Raw genomic sequence first — 22,222 nt, 5'->3', positions numbered from 1 at the left:
ATACTATTATTATACACAAAACATAAAATAATTGGGGACGGTTAACAACTATTTGCATTTGAATAATTGTTAAATCATCCCCTATTATGTATCATGTAAAAAAATTTGAGAAATTAATTATCTTTCTTCTCTAAAATAGGGGTTTCCGAGTCCAGCCGGTGGTGAGTTTTTACTAGATTTTTTCATTGATACTATTACTAAAATAATTATTGTAACTAAATATGGTAGCAAATCAATAAGATATTGAGATACTGAAAAATTAGGTAATCCTTGAAGTCTAAAACCTACTATGTCAAGCCCTCCAAAAAGGTATGCTCCTATAAGCGCTCTATGAGGTCTCCAAGTTGCAAAAATTACTAAGGCCACCGCTATCCACCCTCTGCCAGATGTTACATTCTCCTGCCATGCTGGAACATAAACAAGAGATAGATATGCTCCTCCAAGACCACAAAGAGCTCCGCCTACTAATGTATTCACATATTTATACAAATTAACGTTTATACTAGCTGAATCAGCAGCTGCAGGATTTTCACCAACTGCCATGGTGTTTAAGCCCTTAGTAGTTTTATATAAATATATAAACAAAAGTAAAGTTATAATATATCCCAAATATACAAACACATCTTGATTAAAAAATATATCTCCTATAAAAGGTATATCTCCAATTAATGGAATTCTTTTAGGTACGAAAAATGATTTAACCTTATCTGGGGTAACTTGCCCAATCAATTTTTTACCTATCATACTTGAGAACCCAGTTCCAAATATAGTTAGCGTTAGACCACATACAACTTGATTTGCCCGAAGTGTTATAGTTAAAAACGCATAAATTAACGCTCCAAAGGCTCCTGAAATTGCTGCAGCTATCATGGCGAGAATTGGATTTCCCGTACTTAAGCCTGCCATAAATCCAATGACAGATCCCATAAGCATCATACCTTCTACACCTAAATTAAGGTTACCTACCTTTTCAGTTAATAATTCACCTAATGTGGCAAAAAGTAGAGGTGTACCTGCTACGACCGCAGCGGCTAAAAATGTTGTTATACTATTCATTTTTATTCTCCTCCTTTAGTATGCCTTGATAGTTAAAATTTATTTTATATTTAGTGAAGAATTCACTGCCTAATACGAAAAACAGTATAATTGCTTGTATTAATTGTGCAGCCGCTTCAGGTATTCCAAATGCTGTTTGAATAAATGATGCCCCTTGTAATAGAGCCGCAAATAGTATAGATACTATTACTATAATGGGTGCACTTAATCCTGAAAGCCAAGCTATAATTATAGCTGTAAATCCTGCCCCACCTGCAACTTGTGCAGACAGTGTCCTACTTACAGCTGATACTTGTATTACACCCGCAATTCCACATAGTGCTCCACTTAAAAATATAGCTATGTACATGGTTTTTCTGATTTTAATGCCTGCATACAATGCTGTTTTTTCACTTTCTCCAAGCACCGAAATTTCATAACCCTTCTTAGTATATTTCATGAAAATATACACTATAATCACAAGTATAATTGCGATTATCCATCCCATATGTATACCAAAAACCTCTGGAAGCGTTGCATTTGGCGATAAATTAGGTATTTTAGGGAAACCCATTGCTCTCTTATCCTTCCAAGGTCCATATTGCAGGTATGTAACAAACTTTAAGGCTATGTAGTTTAGCATTAAGGTTACAATTGTTTCATTAGTATTCCATTTGCCCTTAAGTAAGGCTGCAATTAATGCCCATAATCCTCCACCTAAAATACCTGCACAAAACATTATTAATAACAATGGCAATTTATCCATATGGGGATATTTCAAGGCAAAAAAAGTAGCAGCAAAGGCTCCCATTACTATTTGTCCTTCTCCACCAATATTCCAAAATTGCATTTTGAATGCTATAGATATCCCAAGTGAAGTTATAATCAGTGGTATCGCCCTAATAAGTGTTTGCTTTATACTATAAGTTGTACCAAAGCTCCCCTTTATAAGAGACGCATATACGTCTATTGGATTAAGTTTAATTACTAACAAAAACATACCTAGTACCAATAAGGATAGGAGGATTGCAATGCTTCTAATTTTAAAATTATCAGTTTTGCGAGTTTCAGCTCTTTTAACAATCTTCATCATCTAAATCTCCTCCATCTGGGCAGTATTCCCCACCATCATCATACCAATTTTTTCTCTTGAAGCTTCTTTTGCATCAATAATGCCCGTAACCTCGCCATCACAAAGCACCATAATTCTATCACACAATTTAATTAATACATCCAAATCTTCTCCAATGAATAATACTGCCGTTCCTTTTTTCTTTTCTTCACTTATTAAGTCGTAAATTGTATGACATGTATTAATATCCAGACCCCTTACGGCATATGCCATAACAAGAATCTTCGGATACATACTTAATTCTCTTCCAACTAATATTTTTTGAATATTCCCACCTGATAAATATTTTATGGGATGATGTATGTCCGGTGTTTTAATTTCAAACTTCTCAACCATTTTTTTTGCTTTAATTACGACTGGTTTTCTATCTATAAATATCCCCTTTTGCGTGTGGTAATCCTTTAGCAAAAGGTTATCCACCATTCCCATAGATGCAACAAGTCCCATTCCTAATCTATCCTCCGGTATAAAGCTCATACTTATGCCTTTATTAATAATATCTCTAGGAGATTTCCCTACTAGATTCTCCCCCTCAAGAACTATTTCACCACTCGCTACCTTCTCAATTCCTGCAATAGACTCACATAATTCCCTTTGACCACTACCAGCAATTCCAGCCACACCAAGTATTTCAGAACGTCTTAGGCTAAAACTGATATTTTTAATTATCTCTGCTTTTTCAGCATTTAACACTTTCAAGTCTTTTACCTGGAGCATTATATCACCCGGCTCATTATCTACCTTATTTATAGATAAATCCGCTTTACGACCCATCATGAGTTCTGTTAATTTCTTTGGAGTGGTATTTTCTTTTTCCACTGTTTTTATAGCTTCACCTTTTCTTAAAACAGTAATTTTGTCACAGATCTCCATTACTTCATCCATTTTATGACTTATAAATATAATTGCACAGCCTTGTTCTTTCATCTTTCTCATTATTTTAAATAATTTTTCAGTTTCACCTTGAGTAAACACCGTAGTAGGTTCATCTAATACCAATATATCAGCACCTCTATAAAGCACCTTAAGTATTTCAAGATTTTGTCTCTCTCCTACTGCCATATCACAAACATATTTGTTTATATCCATATCTAAATGGAATTTTTCACATATCTCATTAATCTTTTTAATTTCTAACTTGTCATTAAAAAATAAGCCTTTATTTTGACCTAGTAATATATTTTGCTTGGCAGTCATTTCCTCAACTAATTTAAAATGTTGATAAATCATTCCTATCCCAGCTTTAATAGCATCCTTTGGACAAGTGAAATTCATATTTTTCCCATGAATAAATATAGAACCACTATCAGGAATATATACCCCTGATAGCATATTCATGAGAGTGCTTTTACCTGCCCCATTTTCACCTAGTAGCGCATGAATTTCTCCACCATGCACCGTTAAATTCATATTCTTATTAGCTATTACCTTTCCGAAGGTCTTACTAATATTCTCTATAGATACATAAGGGATTTCATCCATATTAAATCATCTCCTGCATATTTTAAAATCATATATTATTTCTCTATTTTTCCTTCTACGCCTTTAACAAACCAATTAAATTGTAGTAATTCCTCATCTGTCATAACTTTACCTTTTTCAATTTTAGAAGTTCCAGTTTGGTCCTTTAAAGGTCCTACAAATATTTTGTTTTCACCTGAAAGAATCTCTGTTTTAGCCTTTTCTACAGCCTCTTTTGCTCCAGTTGGTGCATTTTCTGTGAGCGGTGCAAGACTCACTACTCCAGATTCTAAACCTTTCCAATAACTTCCTGATTTCCATGTATCCGCTTTAATAGCTTTTATTTGCTCAACATAATATGGTGTCCAATTCCAAACTGGCGATGTCATATATGCTTTAGGTGCTTTAGCTTTCATATCTGTATTATATCCAATAGCAGATATTCCTGCTTCTTCTGCAGCTTGTAATGGTCCTGCAGTATCTTGATGCTGAGTAATTACGTCTACACCTTCTGCAATAAGTGCTTTTCCTGCTTCTTTTTCTCTAGCTGGGTCATACCAAGTATTAGTCCATTTTACCTTTACTACAGCTTTCGGATTCACAGATTGTACCCCTAGAGCAAAAGCGTTTATTCCTCTTATTACTTCTGGAATTGGGTGTGCTGCTGCATATCCTATTTTATTAGTTTTAGTCTTCATTCCCGCAACTATCCCTGAAAGATACCTTGCTTGATAGATACGTCCAAAATAGTTTGACATATTTTCTGAAGTTTTGTACCCAGACGCATGTAGATATTTAACTTCAGGATGTTTTGCAGCTGATGCTTCCATTCCATCCATAAATCCAAAACTTGTTCCTACAATAACACTCGCTCCTTGATTAATCATTTCTTCGCATGCTTTTTCTACTTCTGCAAAATCCTCTTTTACTGATTCCTTATACAAAGTTTTTACAGCTAGCTGTGTTTCGAGCTCTTTTCTTGCAACATCATGAGAGTAAGTCCAGCCTTCGTCACCTACAGGCCCTACATATATAAAACCTACGTTTATTTCCTTTTTTTGCGTATCTTTTGTCTCAGTTTTCTTATTAGTACCACATCCTACGAGCATTAAAGGCATAACTAATGTAAATGCTATTAATAAACTTCCTAATTTTTTCTTCATTATTAATTCCTCCCCTATAATAAATAATAACTCTTATTTAAAAACTACCTTGTTATCTTGTAAAGATTTTATTATGGCTAATGATTCTACTTTAACACCCTCCTTTTCTATGCATATTCTTCCATTCTGAAATGCTTTTTCAATTACAATTCCCACTCCAACCACCTCGGCTTCAGCCTGACGTACAATTTTTATAAGTCCTAGTGCAGCATTCCCATTAGCTAAAAAGTCATCAATTATTAAAATCTTATCTTCTTTTTTTATATATTTTTTACTAGTTCTAATTTTATAATTCTTATTTTTTGTAAAAGAAAACACGTCTGCTTCATATGTATCGCTATCCAAATTAGTGGCTTCATGTTTTTTTGCAAAAACTACAGGAATGTTACCAAAGTATTGTGCCACAATACATGCTATTCCTATACCCGATGCTTCAACTGTTAATATTTTAGTGATTTCATGTTGTGCAAATCTTTTTTTAAATTCTTGTCCAATTTCATTTAAGAGCACTATATCAATTTGATGATTCAAAAAACTATCAACCTTTAAAATTCCACTACCAATTACTGACCCCTGCGTTAATATTTTATTCTTTAATATTTCCATAATCTTCTCCTTCGTTAACTATATTTTCAATGTACGATTCATTTCAAAACAAAAAACTCCCCCGTTAACGACTTAACGCGTTAGCTAGGGAGTTTATAATAAAAAAATTCATTTTACAATCATTTAACTATTTTTATTAAAACACCCATAGTCAAGTATTTTACGGCTACTTGGTAGAAACGCTTAGTCCATATTTCTAAGCATATATGAGTTTGCGAATATTAAGTTTTGTTTTTTATTAATTGTTCGTATTTGTAGTTGTATATCAATATTACAACATTTTTTTAGTTAAATCAATATGTATTTAAAAAAATGCTGTACTAGATAATAATCTAGTACAGCATTCTTATACAATTATAATTTAATATTAACCGCAGGAGTTCCCCAAATTTCTTTCGCATATTTCTTTACAGTATCATCACTTGAAAAGATACCAGACTTAGCAATATTTGTAATGGCCATTTGTTGCCAAATGGATTTTTGTCTATACAACCTGTCAATTTTTCTATGGGCCTTTACATAAGCATCAAAATCTTTAAGCACAAAATACTCATCATTGTGTAATAGTAAACTATCATATATACTCATAAATTCCATTTTAGGAGTTTCTAAAAATCCATTTACCAATTGATTCACTATAGTATTAACTCTTTGATCGCTATTATATATATCATAAGAGTTATAACTTTTATTCTTGTAATATTCTATTACCTCTTCTGAGGTTAGCCCAAATAATATAATATTTTCTTTTCCGACTGCTTCAAATATTTCTACGTTTGCCCCATCTAAAGTGGCTAGTGTTATAGCACCATTCATCATAAATTTCATGTTACCAGTTCCAGAAGCCTCCTTAGATGCAGTGGAAATCTGTTCGCTAATATCAGCACAAGGAATAATTTTCTCAGCTAGTGACACTCCATAATTTTCAAGGAATACTATCTTTATTTTACCGCGTGCTATAGGATCATTATTTATCTTAGAAGCTATTGTATTAACAAGTTTAATAGTTTGTTTTGCTATATAGTAACTTGGAGAAGCTTTCGCACCAAATATAAAAGTTCTTGGAACCATATCTAAATTAGGGTTTTCAAGAAGCTGGTTATATAAGTGCATTATATGGAGTGCATTTAAAGTTTGTCTTTTATAGGAATGCATTCTTTTTACCTGAACATCAAATATGGAATTCGGATCAATTTCTATTCCATATTTGGTTAATATATAGTTTGAAAATTTTATTTTATTATTCGTTTTTATGCTATGTGTTTTTTCTTGAAAAGCGGTATCCTTTGAATAATCCATTAATTTATGGAGCTCATTTGGAGACTTTATCCACCCGTCACCTATAGTTTCCGTTATAAGTTCTGAGAGCTTTTGGTTAGAATTTAATAGCCATCTTCTATGAGTTATGCCATTAGTTTGATTGTTAAATTTTTCTGGGAAGAACTCATAAAAATCAGCCAATTCTTGATGCTTTAATAATTCTGTATGCAATTTTGCAACTCCATTAACAGAATGACTTCCTACAATAGCGAGATATGCCATCCTTATATATCCATCATAAATAATAGACATTTTATTGACTTTGTTCCAATCTCCATTGTACCTATGATACACTTCATTACAAAAACGCCTATTTATTTCTTCTACAATCATATAATTACGTGGAAGTAATTTTTTAAACATATCTACAGGCCATTTTTCTAGTGCCTCTGCCATAATTGTATGGTTAGTATAGGCCATAGTTCGCGTTGTAATATTCATTGCAGCGTCCCAAGATAAACTCTCCTCATCAATTAATAGCCTCATTAGTTCAGCCACAGCTACAGCCGGGTGGGTATCGTTTATCTGCACTGCCACGTGTTTATGAAACTCACTAAATGGAAGTTTCTTCTTTTTGTAATTTCTTAAAATACTTTGTAATCCAGCACTCACAAAAAAATACTCTTGCTTAAGCCTTAGTAATTTACCCTTTTCATAGGTATCATCTGGATATAAAATTTGTGAAATAGCCTCCGCTGAATATTTATTTTCACCTGCTTTTGCATAATTCCCTTGACTAAAGGATGAAAAATCAAAATCTTCCTCCATAGTTTCTGCACTCCAAAGCCTTAATGTATTTACAGTATTATTCTCATATCCTTTTATTGGAGTATCGTAGGGTACCGCTCTTACACATTCATAATTTTCATGGCTAACTTTTGTTAATCCATTCTCTTTATTTAAATGTACATCTCCACCGAATCTTACTTCTACAGACTTGCTTTCCTTTCTTATTTCCCACGAATTACCATTTTTTAACCAATTATCAGGAACTTCTACTTGATAACCATTTTCTATTTTCTGTTTGAATAATCCATATTTATACCTTATGCCGCAACCATGACCCGGTATCTGCGTCGATGCCATAGAATCTAAGAAACATGCTGCCAATCTTCCAAGCCCACCATTACCGAGACCTGCATCCGATTCTATATCCTCTATCTTTTTCAAACTAATTCCTAAATCATTAAGAGCATTCTCACAAATATCCTTTATACCTAGATTAACTAGATTACTATCTAGTAATCTACCAATTAAAAATTCCATAGAAAAATAATACACTTGTTTTCCTCTATTTTTTCCATACTCTTTATTACTTTCTATCCATGGTTTAGAGCAATAGTCTTTTACTAGTGCACCTAAAGCATAATATTGATGCAGAGGTGACGCATCAATTTCATCTTCTGCAAACATTGTTTGTAGTTTCTCTATATAATCCAATTTAAATATTTCTTTATCTATTACTATAACATTCACCACCTAGCAATTTTAAAATTTACTTTTCAGATTAGTATATAAATCCATATAGTTTTCCGCCGAATTTTCCCAACTATTGTTTGAAAGCATGGCATTTTGAACTAACTTATTCCAAGAATCTTTGTCTTTGTATAAATCCAGAGCTCTCTTTATAGCATCTACCAATTCTTGACTACTATAATTTTCAAAAGAAAAACCATTGCCAATACTAGTATATTTATTATAAGGGATAACGGTGTCTTTGAGCCCTCCAGTTTCCCTGACAATTGGAATACTTCCATATTTTAAGGCTATAAGCTGACCTATGCCACAAGGTTCAAATAAAGATGGCATTAAAAACATATCTGAAGCAGCATATATCTGCTGTGCTAGCTCCTCATCGAAAATAATGTTTGTCGATATCCTACTTGGGTAAATAGACGCAAAGTATTGAAATATATCTTCATAATATCCCTCACCATTACCAAGCAATACTATTTGTATAGGAAGAATAAGTAATTCTTGAAGTTTATCCACAATTAAATCTAATCCTTTTTGCTTCACTAGTCTAGTGATAATTCCTATCATTGGCATTCCTTCATCTACGGTAAACCCTAGTTTTTCTTGTAGCTTTAATTTGTTTTGCACTTTCTTTATTATACTTTTTTCATCATAATTGCAAAATATTTTTTTATCCACGCGAGGATCATAGAGATCATAATCTATACCATTTACTATGCCATATATATTTTCAGCTTTTGAGGATAATAATCCATCTAGTGATTCCCCATAAAAAGGAGTTTGTATTTCTCGTGCATAAGTATTGCTTACAGTAGTTACTGCATCTGAGAAAACAATCCCACCCTTCATGAAGGATACATTATCATAAAATTTTAATGCTTCGTCATTAAAATACTTCCAATCTAAATCTATTAAATCACCTAGTATTTCTTTGTTGAATACTCCTTGATATTTTAAATTGTGTATAGTGAATACACTTTTTATTTTACTATAACGGCTGTCATTACTATAATTTTCTTTAAGTAAAGCTGGTACTATTCCAGAGTGCCAATCATTACAATGAATTATATCTGGCACAAAATCCCCCATGTATTTTATAGATTCTAAGATTGCTTTTGAAAAGTAAGAGAATCTCTCTCCATCATCATAATATCCATATATCTCAAGTCTTTTGAAATAATCTTCATTATCTACAAAATAATAAGGCACTTCATCATAAGTCAAGCGTTGTAGTCCACAATACTTATCTCTCCAACCAACTTTAACCTTAAAACTAGCTATAGTTTCCATGCAATTTTTAAATGACAAAGGAATTTTACTATATTTAGGTATAATTACTCTTGCGTCAATACCGAGCTTTCTTAAAGCTTTAGGCAGTGCATATGCCACATCTCCAAGGCCTCCAGTTTTTATAAAAGGATACGCTTCAGAAGCCACAAATAATACTTTCATACTAAACCCCCCATTAAATATATGAAAATAAATAACAAGTAAGTATACTTGTTATTTTGTAAACAACCTGAACAAGTAAGTATACTTGTTATTTATTTTCATATACCTTATTTTTTAAAATTGTTATGGTCTAAATTTTTTTTCGATAACCACCGGAAAATCTTCATCACCATTTAGTACTGTATTCTCACTTATAATTGTATTTTTATCAATTATAACATTAGTTAGTTTACAACCTTTTTTAATTTCGCAATTCTGGAATATTATACAATTTTTAATTTCCGCCCCTTCATGTACCGTCACCCTTCTTGAAATTATACTTTTCTCTATACTTCCTTTCAAAATACATCCATTGGAAATCAAAGCATTACTAACTTTTGATCCATTAAAGTATTTAGTAGGAGTTTCATCTTTACTCTTTGTATAGATTAATCCTTTGTTAAAGAATAATTCCTTGGTTACTTTACCATTTAGCATATCCATACTAGTTTTATAATAATTTTTTATAGAATTTACACATTGGAGATATCCTTTAAACTCATATGCATTCACATTAAGTTCAGAAATTCCACTACAAATAACTTCTTTCATTGAATTATGATATCCAGTCTGAATGCACTTGTTTACAATAGCTATAAGAGTGCTTTTTTTCATTATATACATTTCCATTGATATATTTAGTTTATCCTCTGCTCCTATGTTTTTTCCAATGCTCAAAACTTTATTTTCTTCATCAATATATAAAGTACTACAATTTACATAATGTTTCTTTCCATTATTTGTTTTTTTGTATACTACGGTTATATCACTACCAGATTCCTCGTGATACTTAGCAGCCTCATTGTAATCCATGTTACATAACATATAAGAAGAAGATATTATTACATACTCTTGCTTAGTTCTGTAAATATATTCCATGTTTTCACTTATTGCATCTATATCCTTTAATTGTGATCTTTCTGAAGTAAGATTAAACAAAAATAGTCCATTTATTTTTCTATCTAAATCCCACGGTTTCCCTGAACCTAAATGATCCACTAAGGACCTCGATTTTGTGTTAGTAAATATACCTATATTATGAATACCCGAATTAATCATATTTGAAAGCACAAAATCAATAATTCTATATCTTCCTCCTATAGGAATCGATGCTATAGGTCTCGATTTTGTAAGACTTTTAATATTATCTTCTTGCTCATTTAACATTAATATTCCTATATAATTTTTAAGCATGCTCTCACCTCGCAAGTTTTATAATTTAGTTGCTATCTTTGAATTAACCTTAATTTCTCTTCCTTGTTCTATAACAATAATATCTTCTCCATTGCCAATACGCACATTACGTCTTACGGTAACATTACTTCCTATAATAGCTTTATCTATTACCACATTATTTCCTATTTTAGTATTAGGTAGAATTACTGAATTAGTTATTTTAGTGTTTTTCCCTACATGTACTCCCTGAAAAAGCACACAATTGCTTATTTCTCCAAAAACAGTACATCCCTCATTGAGCATTGCATTGTCAATACTTGCGCTAGGTCCAATATATTGTGGTGGCATCATAGGATTGACTGTATATATTTTCCATTTATTGTCATGTATATTGAGTTCATTATCATCAGACAACAAGTCCATATTAGCTTCCCACAAGCTTTCAATAGTACCAACATCTCTCCAATATCCTTTGAATGGATATGCATATAACTTTTGATTATTTATTAACATTTTCGGTATTATATTCTTTCCAAAATCATTACTGGAATTTTTATCAAGGTTATCATCTTTTAAAAGCTGTTTAAGAACAGACCATTTAAAAATATAAACTCCCATAGATGCTAAATTGCTTTTAGGCTCTTCTGGTTTTTCATCAAATTCAAAGATACTGTGATCCTCTCGGGTGTTCATTATTCCAAATCTACTTGCCTCGGCCTTCGTTACTTCTAATACTGCAATGGTAACATCTGCACCTTTTTCTTTGTGATAATCTAACATTTTCGAATAATCCATTTTATAAATATGGTCTCCTGATAAAAGAAGAACATATTCTGGATCAAAGCTGTCAATGTAATTTGTATTTTGATATATAGCATCTGCTGTGCCATTGTACCAATTGCCGCCATCTTCACTTTGGTAAGGTGGAAGTAAACTCACCCCTCCATTTTTCCTATCTAAATCCCAAGGTGCACCTATACCTATATGAGAGTTTAAAGCCAAAGGTTGGTATTGAGTCAGAACTCCTACAGTGTCTATATCAGAATTAGAACAATTACTTAAAGAAAAATCTATAATTCTATACTTTCCTCCAAATGGAACCGCAGGCTTTGCCGTAATTTTTGTTAATTGTTTTAGTCTTGACCCTTGGCCTCCTGCCAATATCATAGCTATCATTTCTTTCTTTATCATGCTAGTTCTCTCCTTTCTAAACCTTTACTAATTAAATCATCTCTTGCGGAGCTGCAACATCTTCGTAGAAGCTAAACTAGCTTTTACTAAAGCTAACATCTTACTTAATAAAGGTTTTTACACCTAATTACTTCATCATGTAAAAACACAAAAAAAAATCTTTAGAAAATGCATACATTAATGATAATAAATATGTTTCATAAAATTTATCTACAAGGTTCATAAAATCTTTGGTATTTCAAAACGACTAGTCAAATCATCTCCTACGGAGCTGCAACAGCTCCATAGGAGATGCAACAGCTCCATAGGAGATGCATTAACGACTTCAAAAGGAGGTTTATACTTCCACTAAAGTTTTCTCTTTGTTATAGTATGGAACTCGCCCTTATAGAAGTGGGAGACTTCCCTTCTGAAATGTCGTTATAGAAGAATATCTGATGGTTTGATATCCCCAAGAAGCTCGTCCAAAATACACCTTTAAAGCTAAAATCTATTGTTCTGATATCTAGCCTAGGAATAGAACCTCCAATTTAAACATATAAAAATTGTAATTTAATAAATATAAATAATAAGTTTTGAATTCTAAAATTTATAAAAATGAAATCAAAACGTTATTTTGCTGCATTTATTAGAATATTTATAATAATATCTTTATAATGTTTTTATAATTATATCATAATATTAGGGAAAATATTGGTGGAATTTGCCCCTTATAATAATTATTTATCTACAAGTTTACTAAAGTTTCTTTTAGGATTAGAATATTATTACACTGTTTTAAGTTTCATAATAAAAATATATAAATATTTTAAGATAATTACATTTTTTTTATATGAATAAAATTTTTTTAGGAATAAATGTTACATTTATAACTATATTACCCGGCAAAATTCTGTTAAATGTCTACAACCATTTTTCTATCTCAGTTTTTATTGCAGCTAGATAAAAAATCTATAGCTCTATTAGATCATGCTTTATGATAAAACCCATAATTATTAAGGCACATTAAAATGAATAATTATTCATTTTAATGTGCCTTAGATAAAATTCCATAGAAATTTACTCATTAGAAATGTCCATACCATAAAATATTTCTTCCATTTCTCTTTTTAATTTTTGTACAATATCACATTTTTCATTTTCATTTAAGTCTTCTTCTTTAATCTCAAACAAATAATTTTCGAGGTCAAGATCATTTAATTTCATTTTTGTATGAAATATACTAGATTGATATATATTCATGTCGATTAAGCTGTATTGATCTTTGGTTTCTTTAGCAATATAATTTTGTATAGAATTGATTTCATGATCTATAAAATGTTTTTTACCATCCATATCTCTTGTAAAACCGCGAACCTTATAATCAATAGTAATAATATCCGAATCAAAACTGCCTATTAAATAATTTAGAGCTTTTAATGGCGAGATAGTGCCACAAGTGGCTACATCTATGTCTACTCTAAAGGTGCTTATATCATTTTGAGGATGACTTTCAGGATAAGTATGTACCGTTACATGGCTTTTATCTAAATGTCCCACAATGTTCTCCCGAATTGGAGTTAGAATCCCTCTATTACAGGAAGGATCCACCACATATAATGGAATTTCTTCCTCTGAAATAAGTAATGTTACACTTGCTCCTTGAGGATCATAGTCCTGCTTTGCAATATTTAGTACACTAGCGCCTATTATTTCAGTAACATTAGTTAGAATTTTTGTTAATCTCTCAGCGTTATATTGTTCATCAATATATTCTATGTATTTCTTGCGATCCTCTTCTGTTTTTGTATAACAAATATCATAAATATTAAAACTTAGTGATTTTGTTAAGTTGTTAAATCCATATAGCTTTATTTTATTTTTATCATTTTTAGCCAACTTTATTCCCCATTTCTATTAGACTTCTTCTAAAAAAATTATATAACTTATGACTTCATTGTCAAGACATAAATTTATTTTCTCTACCATTTTATATAATAAATTGCTTGAAGTATATACTTTTTAACATTATAATCATTTATAATAGTAACATATAAAATTTTATTCTAATTATTACTATTCCCTTTATAACATGAATATAAATATATTTAAGTGTAATATTTATATTTTTCTACAAATGTATATCATTAGAATCGGAGGTATTAATACAATGTATAAAAAATTAAAAGTTGGATTATTAGGTGGAACTGGATTTGTTGGTCAACGTCTTGTTACACTACTTGAAAATCACCCTTATTTTGAAATAGCTGTTATTGCTGCTAGTGAGAACTCTGTGGGTAAAACATATTATGACGCAGTAAATAATAGATGGAAACTAGACGTACCTATGCCTGAGAGCGTTAAAAATATTGTAATAAAAAATATAAATGAAGTAGATGTAATAAGCAGTGAGGTAGATTTTGTCTTCTGCGCTGTTAATATGAACGCTAATGAAATAAGAGAAATTGAAGAGAAATATGCAAAAGCTGAAACTCCTGTGGTTTCAAATAACTCTGCACACCGAGGTACACCTGATGTTCCAATGGTTATTCCAGAAATAAATGCTGACCATTTTGAATTGATTAACGCGCAACGTAAGCGTTTAGGCACTAAAAAAGGCTTTATTGTTGCAAAACCCAACTGCTCAATTCAAAGTTATGTTCCTGCTATAAGTGCACTTATGGAATATAAACCAACAAAAATATTAGTTTGCACATATCAAGCTATATCAGGTTCTGGAAAAATATTTTCAGACTGGCCAGAAATCATTGATAATGTTATACCATATATAGGTGGAGAAGAAGAAAAGAGTGAGCAGGAACCCCTAAAAATCTGGGGTCATATTGAGAATAATAAGATAGTTAATGCTGCGGAGCCTATAATTTCAACTCAATGCATCCGTGTTCCTGTGGCAGATGGTCACTTAGCTGCAGTTTTTGTTTCTTTTGAAAATAAACCATCAAAAGAAACTATTTTAAAGCATTGGGCGAGTTACAAAGGCAAACCACAACTTTTAGAACTTCCAAATGCCCCAGAGCAATTCTTAACATATTTTGAGGAAAATGATAGACCTCAATCTAGGCTAGATAGAGATATTGAAAAAGGAATGGGCATATCACTTGGAAGACTCAGAGAGGATAAATTATTTGACTATAAATTTGTTTGCCTATCTCATAACACTCTACGCGGCGCAGCCGGTGGTGCAGTGCTTTCTGCTGAACTTTTAATGAAAGAGGGTTATTTAACTTCAAAATAAAGTAGAAAAAAGTATATATTACTATTAATGCATTCACTTCGCTAAGAACTACTAATTTTATTTTTAATTAGTCTGCTGAAAAACATAAACTCGCTGTCGCTCAAACATATGTTTTTCGTAACGCATCTTAATTAAAAATAAAATAAGAAGTTCTAAAGCTCGCTTCAATGCATTATACGTAATATATACTTTTTTTGCGCCTAAAAATCAGTGTTTTGCTAATATAAAATTCTCTGCCTCTGAGGCGTTCTCTGGGGCGCGTAACAATTATTAATTGTTACGTGCTCGCACTCGACGTCCTGTCTCGAGTTCGCTAGAATAGCTTCTAGATATGTATTTTAACACAATAAAAGATAAGCAGAAGGTTTAACAACATTTCAGAAGCAAAGTCTCACACTTCTATAAGTGGGAGTTACATACCCTAACAAATAGAAACCTTAAGTGGGAGTATAAATCTCCTTCTGCTTATCTTTTATATTTTACAACCTTTAAGAAATCCCCAATTTTGAGTTTCCCTTAATTCGGATTAACCCTCTATAAGTTCCAATATTTGTTTAGGTTTTTGAAAAATATAATTTGCATTAATCCCAATTGAAGATTTAGCACCCCATAACGCTAATGCGAAATCTATACCAGCACTGAATGCACAGTCCATATCATATTTAGTGTCACCAATGTAAATTGTCTTTGATTTATCTGCTCCTGATAATTCAATAAATTTTAAAATAGGTTCTGGATTAGGCTTATGTTTTTCTGTATCATCTGCGCAAACCACCAATTTAAAGTAATTGGTTAGCCCAAAAGGTACAAAGTCACTTATGTACTCTTCTTTAGTCTTTGAAGTAACTATACCTACTGAAATCCCCCTTTCATTTAATTTAACTAATGTATCCTTAATGTCATCGAAAACTTTTACATGAGAAATATATTCTTTTAAATATCTATTCCATTTCTCATTAGACTCGGGAAGATTAGTTATTCCAAGTTTATTTAATGTTACCTCTCCTGGAATACCTAACGCAAATCTTAATTCCTCAAAGCTAAAATTTTTATTAAATTCTTCAAACATTAATTTTTGGAGTGATGAAAGAACTGCAAATTCAGTATCTAAAATCGTACCATCAATATCAAATATAACATAATTATACATTATTAACCTCCGTTTTTAAAATTAAGTAATTGCACATAGTTCACATACCTACAATTTGTAAACTAGCTATTTAAGCCACTTCTATGATACTAAGTATAGATAAGTCACAAAAATACACGCTAAGGAATTAAAATGATAAAAGTTGTTACACTACCGCAATGAACTCAAATCTTGTGTTATATGATAGTGCTAACAAAATTTTCAATTAACAATAATCAACTTTTTCTTTTCTAAAAAATACTAAACATCTTAATTTAAATTATAGCTTTTGCCTAATTAATCTCATATTGCATACAGATTTACCCGTTGCTATCGTTCCATCTCTTTCAAATTTGAACCCTACTTGATCACATAATTTAGTGGAACCCACTTCATCCCCATTACAAGTAGAATAATAACACACTTCTGGATATCCAGGTGTTTTTGCAACTTCATAATATACACAATAAGTTATATTTAGTTAGAAACAGTCTCCTGTACCAATAGAAGTCAGAGGCTTAGAGTAACTTTTCTTATAATATGCTATTTAGCACAATATATTTTTAGCCAAAGAATTATTTTCTTAATATCCCATCAATTCTTTAACCTTCTCCTTATTTTCTTTATTTGTCAATTTCTCTAACAATATGAAAGCCACTTCCATCGCAGTCGATGGATTCCAAGATGTAATTATATTCTGGTCAATTACTATTGGTCGATTGATAACTTCAACACCAAAATCTTTCAACTGTTTTTGCCTTACTCCATCTCTTTTATTGTAGGTAGTTCCTTTTCTTCCTTTTAAAACTCCACTTTTTCCTAGGGGTAATGCAGCAACACATATCGAGGCTATAATTTTACCTTTTTTATCAAATCCCCTTAGAATTTCTAAAAACTGTTCGTTATAAGCCAAGAAATTCTAAGCTTTTCCTCTCATATTTCCTGAAGCGTGAGAAAGGAAGAATGTTTGTTTTCTCCTCAGCTAGTTCTAACTTGAATTTACCAAGCCTTTTTCCTAGTACTTTGTAAAACCTCTCAGCATCTTTATTCTTATTAAATGCACATATAAAATCGTCTGCTAGGCGACATAAATATGCTTCTCCATTGCATGCTGGCTTCACAATTTTCTCAAACCATAAATCTAACGCATAGTGTAAATAAATATTCGCAAGTATTGGACTTACAATTGAACCCTGTGGACAACCATTTAGTGGATTTATTACCTTACCATCAATATCTAATATACCTGCTTTGAGCCATTTCATTATAAGACTTAAAAATGGCTTATCTTTTATTCTTAACCCCAGCATTTTCATTAGTGGGAGACTTTCCTTCTAAAATGTCGTCAAAAATAAAATTAGTAGTTCTTAGCGAAGTGAATGCATTAATAGTAATATATACTTTTTATACTTTTTTTCCACTAACAACAAATATAGGATTATTAGCCATCAACATATAACTCTTTCCTTTTGTCTTACTTACTTGAATTTGTACACATTCTACTTCATAATTTAATGTTTTTAAAGCTTCCATAGCCTTGTACACATTATTTATAGTTATAAAGTTTAAAACAATATTCCTGTTTTTCTTAAGCTTACTTCCGTACTTGTCGATAATATCAGCTATATTTCCACCACTTCCACCTACAAATATAGCATCAAATTCTCCTGTTATATTAGGCTGGATCTCCATGGCTTCTGAACTTATTATTTCCAGGTTACTCGTTTTAAATTTTTCTTTGTTTTGTTTTATAATCTCTAATGCATCAACATCTTTTTCTATAGCGATTACTTCACCACTACTGCATATCTCAGCAATCTGAATACTTACTGATCCTGTTCCCGCACCGATGTCTATTACCCTATAGTCCTCTTCAAGCTCAAGCTTTACTACACTTAATATTCTTACTTCTTCCTTAGTCATTGGGCAATTGCCCCTTATAAATTCATTATCTTTAATAAATCTCATATTTTAAAACTCCTAAATGATTCTAAAAATCTTTCAATATCCTTATCAGTATGCTTAACACATAAGAATATTGCCTCAAATTGAGAAGGTGCAATATTTATTCCACTTTTTATCATATGTTCAAAGTATTTTGCAAATAGCGATGGATCACAAGTTTTAGCATCTTCAAAAGTTTTAACTTCACTCCTCTTTGTAAAGAAGGCTGTAAGCATTGAACCACATCTATTAACTACCATAGGTATACCTTTTTCTTTTGCAATTTCGAGTAGTCCCTTTTGAAGTTTTTCTGAAAGTTTCTCCATGTGCTCGTATTGACTAGGGTTATTATAAAGCTTAGTTAATGTTTCATATCCTGCTGCCATTACCACTGGATTCCCAGACATAGTGCCCGCTTGATAAACTGGTCCCATAGGTGATAATAACTCCATTATTTCTTTTTTCCCACCATATGCACCACAAGGAAGTCCCCCTCCCATGATTTTTGCATAGGTTACTAAATCAGGAACTATTCCATAAATGCTTTGTGCTCCTTTATATGCTACTCTAAATCCACTCATTACTTCATCAAAAATAAGTAGACTCTTGTATTCATCACATAAATTTCTAAGCTCTAATAAAAATCCTTTTTCAGCTGGTATAACTCCCATATTTCCTGCTACTGGCTCAATTATTATACATGCAATATCATCACTATATTTCTCGAATAATGTTTTAACGCTGCTAATATCATTGTAATTTGCAATTAATGTATGCATAATACTTTCCTCAGGAACACCTGCTGAACCTGGTATTCCCGCGGTCATTACTCCTGAACCGGCCTCAACTAGAAAACCTTCAAAATGTCCATGGTAGCAACCTGCAAACTTTATTATTTTATTCTTTCCTGTGTACCCTCTTGCAAGCTTAACTGCACTCATTGTGGCTTCTGTACCTGAGTTAACCATTCTAACCATATCTACACTATCTACAGTGCTACAAATATGCTTTGCGAGTTTTAGTTCTAATTCTGTAGGTGCACCAAATGCAATAGCACTACTGCAAGTATTTTGTATAGCTTTTACTACATCATCATCACTATGCCCAAGTATCATAGGTCCCCAAGCGCATACGAAATCTATGTATTTATTTCCATCTTCATCATAAATATATGCGCCCTTACCTTTTTTTATAATTGGAGGAGTTACACTTACATCTTTAAACGCTCTAACTGGACTATTAACTCCACCAGGCATATATTGCTTTGATTCATTAAATATATCTAAATTTCTCATAGTAATTTCCTCTTTTCTAAATATTTAATTTCTAACTATTCCTTAATCCATCTACATAAATCAAGTGCATAATAAGTGATTATCATATCCGCTCCTGCTCTTTTCATAGACATATGCATTTCCATAGCTACAGCTTTTTCATCAATTAATCCCATTTTTGCAGCTGATTTTACCATAGCAAATTCTCCACTAACACTATAAGCTGCTATTGGCACATCATGTCTATCTCGAGCCCATCTTATTACATCTAAATATGATAATGCTGGTTTTACCATTACAATATCTGCGCCCTCTTCAATATCACATTCTATTTCTCTCATAGCTTCTCTGATATTTGCTGGGTCCATTTGATAAGTTCTTCTATCCCCAAACTGTGGCGTTGAGTTAGCCGCTTCTCTAAAAGGGCCATAAAACGCTGACGAGTATTTTGCACTATAAGCCATTATTGATACATCTTTAAATCCATTTCCGTCTAAAATTTCTCTTATTGCAACTACGTGACCATCCATCATGTCAGATGGTGCTATCATGTCCGCTCCAGCTGCAGCATGAGATAATGCTATTTCTGCCATATATTTTAAACTCTTATCGTTATCTACTTTCTCATTTTCTAATATTCCACAGTGTCCATGACTAGTATATTGACACATACATACATCTGTTATTATAACTAATTTTTTTGATATCTCCCGTACCTTTTTAACTGCTCTTTGAACAATACCAAATTCATCGAAGGCCCCACAACCAACTTCATCTTTATGGTCTGGTAATCCGAATAAAATTACTCCACATACGCCCACTTCTTCAACTTCTTCAATAATTTCATGAAGTCTATCTAATGAAAAATGATAATTTCCTGGCATCGAGGCTATCTCTTCTTTAATATTTTCACCTTCTACTACAAAAATAGGAAATATAAAGTCTGATGGTGTTAATATTGTTTCTCTTACTAAATCTCTTATGTTACTTGTTTCTCTTAATCTTCTGTTCCTTTTGAACACAGTTATCCACTCCTAATTAAATAAATTATCATTTTATCCACAAATTGTTATTAAATCATCACCTTCGAAGCTGTAAAACATCCCTAAATTAACATTACATTTTTACAAGCTTGCTTATAACCCCTTCTGCACTATATTCATCACATATAATAGATTCTATACCATTATCTGAAAGTTCCTTTGCAGTTATAGGTCCTATAGCCAGTGCCGTTTTCGATTTCATAATTTCAATACCTACCATTGTAATCATATTTTTAACAGTCGACGGTGAAGTAAATACTATCAAATCTACATCTTTTATTTCATTTTCATATCTTAATTTACCACAAACCGTTTCATATGTGAAAACTTCATCCACGCTACAGCCAGTACTTCTTAATTCTTCTACCAAATAAGGTCTTGCATCTTTAGATCGAGGAACTAATATTTTATCTTCCGCTTTTACGTATGTCTTCATTTTCTCAAACAAACTTTCAGCAACAAAATGATCTGCAACTATTTCTGGAATAATCCCTCTATTTTTAAGAGCGCTTGCAGTGGCTGGCCCTATGGCTGCAATTTTAGCTTTGAGTTTCCTAATATCAAATTCAATATCCTTTAAGTAATCAAAAAAAATATTCACTCCATTTACACTGGTTAAAGTTAAAAAATCATAACCCGCAAGCTTTGTTTTATAATCATCTAAATTATATGAAGTGTTTTTAAATTCAATGGAATTTATCTCAAGTACTTCTGCACCTAAATCTATTAATTTTTCTCTTAATTCCTTTGATTGCTCTTTTGAACGAGTTATACAGATGTTCTTCCCGAATAAAGGTTTCTTCTCGTACCAATTGAATTCATCATTAAATTTAATTACTTTCCCCACTACGATAATGCAAGGAGATGATATTTCTGATTTTTGCACCTTACATAAAATATCTTCTAGCGTTCCCACTACCTTCTTCTGTTTTGATGTAGTTCCTCTCATTATTACCGCGCAGAGGGTATCTTTACTTTTTCCATTGGATATAAGATTTCCTGCAATCTTTTCTAGATTTTTAAAACCCATCATAAAAACCAAAGTTCCGCCAAGTCTTGCTACCGCATTCCAATCAATATTAAGCTTTTCTGCGGTCATTGCAGTGAATATATGGAAACTTTGAGCTATCCCTCTATGAGTGATAGGTATCCCAGCATAATTAAGCACTGCTATTGGTGAAGTTATTCCTGGTATAACTTCAAATTCAATGTTCTCTTCAAGAAGTGCTAAAGCTTCCTCGCCGCCACGTCCAAATACAAATGGATCTCCGCCCTTAATTCTTCCAACTACATGTCCTTTTTTAGCCAGTGTTACTAGCATTTCATTTATCTCTTCCTGAGTTTTATAATGACAGCCTGGCTCTTTTCCACAATAGTATATTTCACAATCCGCTTTTAAATATTTAAGTATACTAGTACTTGCTAACCTATCATACATAACTGCAGTACATTTTTCTAGCATTCTTATTGCTTTTAGGGTTATTAGTTCCTCATCTCCTGGACCGACTCCCATTAAATAAACCTTTCCCATTAGTATCCCCTTTCT

At 32.0% G+C, this 22,222-nt stretch carries 18 protein-coding genes, 1 pseudogene and 1 riboswitch; of the genes and pseudogenes, 1 reads left to right on the top strand and 18 read right to left on the bottom strand.

Going from position 1 to position 22,222, the window contains the following annotated elements:
• Positions 1 to 117: 117 nt before the first annotated feature.
• The 10 genes from ACWJJ7_RS15665 to speD form a co-directional block, all read right to left on the bottom strand.
• Positions 118 to 1,056: an ABC transporter permease gene (locus tag ACWJJ7_RS15665; protein WP_462962902.1), complete on the bottom strand. Its 939-nt coding sequence runs from the start codon at positions 1,054 to 1,056 to the stop codon at positions 118 to 120.
• Positions 1,049 to 2,128: an ABC transporter permease gene (locus ACWJJ7_RS15660; protein WP_462962901.1), complete on the bottom strand. Its 1,080-nt coding sequence runs from the start codon at positions 2,126 to 2,128 to the stop codon at positions 1,049 to 1,051. Before ACWJJ7_RS15660 ends, ACWJJ7_RS15665 begins: the two co-directional genes overlap by 8 nt.
• On the bottom strand, positions 2,129 to 3,649 hold the full coding sequence (locus tag ACWJJ7_RS15655) for an ABC transporter ATP-binding protein (protein ID WP_462962900.1): 1,521 nt from the start codon (positions 3,647 to 3,649) through the stop codon (positions 2,129 to 2,131).
• Between the two features lie 35 nt (positions 3,650 to 3,684).
• Positions 3,685 to 4,791 carry a BMP family ABC transporter substrate-binding protein gene (locus ACWJJ7_RS15650; protein ID WP_462962899.1) on the bottom strand — a complete coding sequence of 369 codons (1,107 nt, stop codon included), beginning with the start codon at positions 4,789 to 4,791 and terminating at the stop codon, positions 3,685 to 3,687.
• 33 nt (positions 4,792 to 4,824) lie between these two features.
• Entirely contained in the window at positions 4,825 to 5,397 is a 573-nt protein-coding gene (locus ACWJJ7_RS15645) for a xanthine phosphoribosyltransferase (protein ID WP_462962898.1), read from the bottom strand.
• A gap of 128 nt (positions 5,398 to 5,525) precedes the next feature.
• Positions 5,526 to 5,627: riboswitch (purine riboswitch) on the bottom strand.
• A gap of 124 nt (positions 5,628 to 5,751) precedes the next feature.
• Positions 5,752 to 8,184, bottom strand: coding sequence for a glycogen/starch/alpha-glucan phosphorylase (locus ACWJJ7_RS15640; protein ID WP_462965016.1), 2,433 nt, complete (start codon positions 8,182 to 8,184; stop codon positions 5,752 to 5,754).
• Positions 8,185 to 8,205: 21 nt separating this feature from the next.
• Positions 8,206 to 9,645: a glycogen synthase GlgA gene (gene glgA, locus ACWJJ7_RS15635; RefSeq protein WP_462962897.1), complete on the bottom strand. Its 1,440-nt coding sequence runs from the start codon at positions 9,643 to 9,645 to the stop codon at positions 8,206 to 8,208.
• Between the two features lie 123 nt (positions 9,646 to 9,768).
• Positions 9,769 to 10,878, bottom strand: a complete 1,110-nt coding sequence (gene glgD / locus ACWJJ7_RS15630; RefSeq protein WP_462962896.1) for a glucose-1-phosphate adenylyltransferase subunit GlgD — start codon at positions 10,876 to 10,878, stop codon at positions 9,769 to 9,771.
• Between the two features lie 18 nt (positions 10,879 to 10,896).
• Positions 10,897 to 12,051 carry a glucose-1-phosphate adenylyltransferase gene (locus tag ACWJJ7_RS15625; RefSeq protein ID WP_462962895.1) on the bottom strand — a complete coding sequence of 385 codons (1,155 nt, stop codon included), beginning with the start codon at positions 12,049 to 12,051 and terminating at the stop codon, positions 10,897 to 10,899.
• A 1,059-nt stretch (positions 12,052 to 13,110) separates the two neighbouring features.
• A complete protein-coding gene (speD, locus tag ACWJJ7_RS15620) occupies positions 13,111 to 13,929 on the bottom strand; it encodes an adenosylmethionine decarboxylase (RefSeq protein ID WP_462962894.1) in 819 nt (272 codons plus the stop codon).
• A 271-nt stretch (positions 13,930 to 14,200) separates the two neighbouring features.
• On the opposite strand from speD, the gene asd reads away from it, so the two are divergent.
• On the top strand, positions 14,201 to 15,286 hold the full coding sequence (gene asd / locus ACWJJ7_RS15615) for an aspartate-semialdehyde dehydrogenase (RefSeq protein ID WP_462962893.1): 1,086 nt from the start codon (positions 14,201 to 14,203) through the stop codon (positions 15,284 to 15,286).
• Positions 15,287 to 15,812: 526 nt separating this feature from the next.
• Here asd and ACWJJ7_RS15610 read toward each other — a convergent pair.
• The 8 genes and pseudogenes from ACWJJ7_RS15610 to cobA all read right to left on the bottom strand — a co-directional run bounded on the left by ACWJJ7_RS15610 (position 15,813) and on the right by cobA (position 22,207).
• Positions 15,813 to 16,436 carry an HAD family hydrolase gene (locus ACWJJ7_RS15610; RefSeq protein WP_462962892.1) on the bottom strand — a complete coding sequence of 208 codons (624 nt, stop codon included), beginning with the start codon at positions 16,434 to 16,436 and terminating at the stop codon, positions 15,813 to 15,815.
• 259 nt (positions 16,437 to 16,695) lie between these two features.
• On the bottom strand, positions 16,696 to 16,890 hold the full coding sequence (locus tag ACWJJ7_RS15605; protein ID WP_462965015.1) for an L-2-amino-thiazoline-4-carboxylic acid hydrolase: 195 nt from the start codon (positions 16,888 to 16,890) through the stop codon (positions 16,696 to 16,698).
• 108 nt (positions 16,891 to 16,998) lie between these two features.
• Positions 16,999 to 17,325, bottom strand: a pseudogene (locus ACWJJ7_RS15600) (DJ-1/PfpI family protein); the annotation flags it as partial.
• Entirely contained in the window at positions 17,318 to 17,680 is a 363-nt protein-coding gene (locus ACWJJ7_RS15595; RefSeq protein WP_462962891.1) for a reverse transcriptase domain-containing protein, read from the bottom strand. The pseudogene ACWJJ7_RS15600 and the gene ACWJJ7_RS15595, both read right to left, overlap by 8 nt.
• A gap of 139 nt (positions 17,681 to 17,819) precedes the next feature.
• Entirely contained in the window at positions 17,820 to 18,383 is a 564-nt protein-coding gene (gene cbiT / locus ACWJJ7_RS15590) for a precorrin-6Y C5,15-methyltransferase (decarboxylating) subunit CbiT (protein ID WP_462962890.1), read from the bottom strand.
• Positions 18,380 to 19,654 carry a glutamate-1-semialdehyde 2,1-aminomutase gene (gene hemL / locus ACWJJ7_RS15585; protein ID WP_462962889.1) on the bottom strand — a complete coding sequence of 425 codons (1,275 nt, stop codon included), beginning with the start codon at positions 19,652 to 19,654 and terminating at the stop codon, positions 18,380 to 18,382. The genes cbiT and hemL overlap by 4 nt, the downstream gene beginning before the upstream one ends.
• Positions 19,655 to 19,689: 35 nt before the next feature.
• The gene (gene hemB, locus ACWJJ7_RS15580; RefSeq protein ID WP_462962888.1) at positions 19,690 to 20,655 is read right to left on the bottom strand and encodes a porphobilinogen synthase; all 966 of its coding nucleotides are present in this window, start codon (positions 20,653 to 20,655) and stop codon (positions 19,690 to 19,692) included.
• Between the two features lie 94 nt (positions 20,656 to 20,749).
• Positions 20,750 to 22,207, bottom strand: coding sequence for a uroporphyrinogen-III C-methyltransferase (gene cobA / locus ACWJJ7_RS15575; protein ID WP_462962887.1), 1,458 nt, complete (start codon positions 22,205 to 22,207; stop codon positions 20,750 to 20,752).
• Between the last annotated feature and the right edge of the window lie 15 nt (positions 22,208 to 22,222).

This window comes from Clostridium sp. CM042, assembly GCF_055080995.1.
Note: the sequence above shows the minus strand (reverse complement) of the source record. Positions and strands in the feature narration are given on the sequence as shown.

Coding starts and splice junctions, on each gene's coding strand:
- asd (WP_462962893.1), top strand. CDS start 14,201: ATGTATAAAAAATTAAAAGTTGGATTATTAGGTGGAACTGGATTTGTT.
- hemL (WP_462962889.1), bottom strand. CDS start 19,654: ATGAGAAATTTAGATATATTTAATGAATCAAAGCAATATATGCCTGGT.
- ACWJJ7_RS15660 (WP_462962901.1), bottom strand. CDS start 2,128: ATGATGAAGATTGTTAAAAGAGCTGAAACTCGCAAAACTGATAATTTT.
- glgA (WP_462962897.1), bottom strand. CDS start 9,645: ATGAAAGTATTATTTGTGGCTTCTGAAGCGTATCCTTTTATAAAAACT.
- ACWJJ7_RS15625 (WP_462962895.1), bottom strand. CDS start 12,051: ATGATAAAGAAAGAAATGATAGCTATGATATTGGCAGGAGGCCAAGGG.
- ACWJJ7_RS15610 (WP_462962892.1), bottom strand. CDS start 16,436: ATGTATAATTATGTTATATTTGATATTGATGGTACGATTTTAGATACT.
- ACWJJ7_RS15655 (WP_462962900.1), bottom strand. CDS start 3,649: ATGGATGAAATCCCTTATGTATCTATAGAGAATATTAGTAAGACCTTC.
- ACWJJ7_RS15665 (WP_462962902.1), bottom strand. CDS start 1,056: ATGAATAGTATAACAACATTTTTAGCCGCTGCGGTCGTAGCAGGTACA.
- glgD (WP_462962896.1), bottom strand. CDS start 10,878: ATGCTTAAAAATTATATAGGAATATTAATGTTAAATGAGCAAGAAGAT.
- cobA (WP_462962887.1), bottom strand. CDS start 22,207: ATGGGAAAGGTTTATTTAATGGGAGTCGGTCCAGGAGATGAGGAACTA.
- cbiT (WP_462962890.1), bottom strand. CDS start 18,383: ATGAGATTTATTAAAGATAATGAATTTATAAGGGGCAATTGCCCAATG.
- ACWJJ7_RS15645 (WP_462962898.1), bottom strand. CDS start 5,397: ATGGAAATATTAAAGAATAAAATATTAACGCAGGGGTCAGTAATTGGT.
- ACWJJ7_RS15650 (WP_462962899.1), bottom strand. CDS start 4,791: ATGAAGAAAAAATTAGGAAGTTTATTAATAGCATTTACATTAGTTATG.
- ACWJJ7_RS15595 (WP_462962891.1), bottom strand. CDS start 17,680: ATGAAATGGCTCAAAGCAGGTATATTAGATATTGATGGTAAGGTAATA.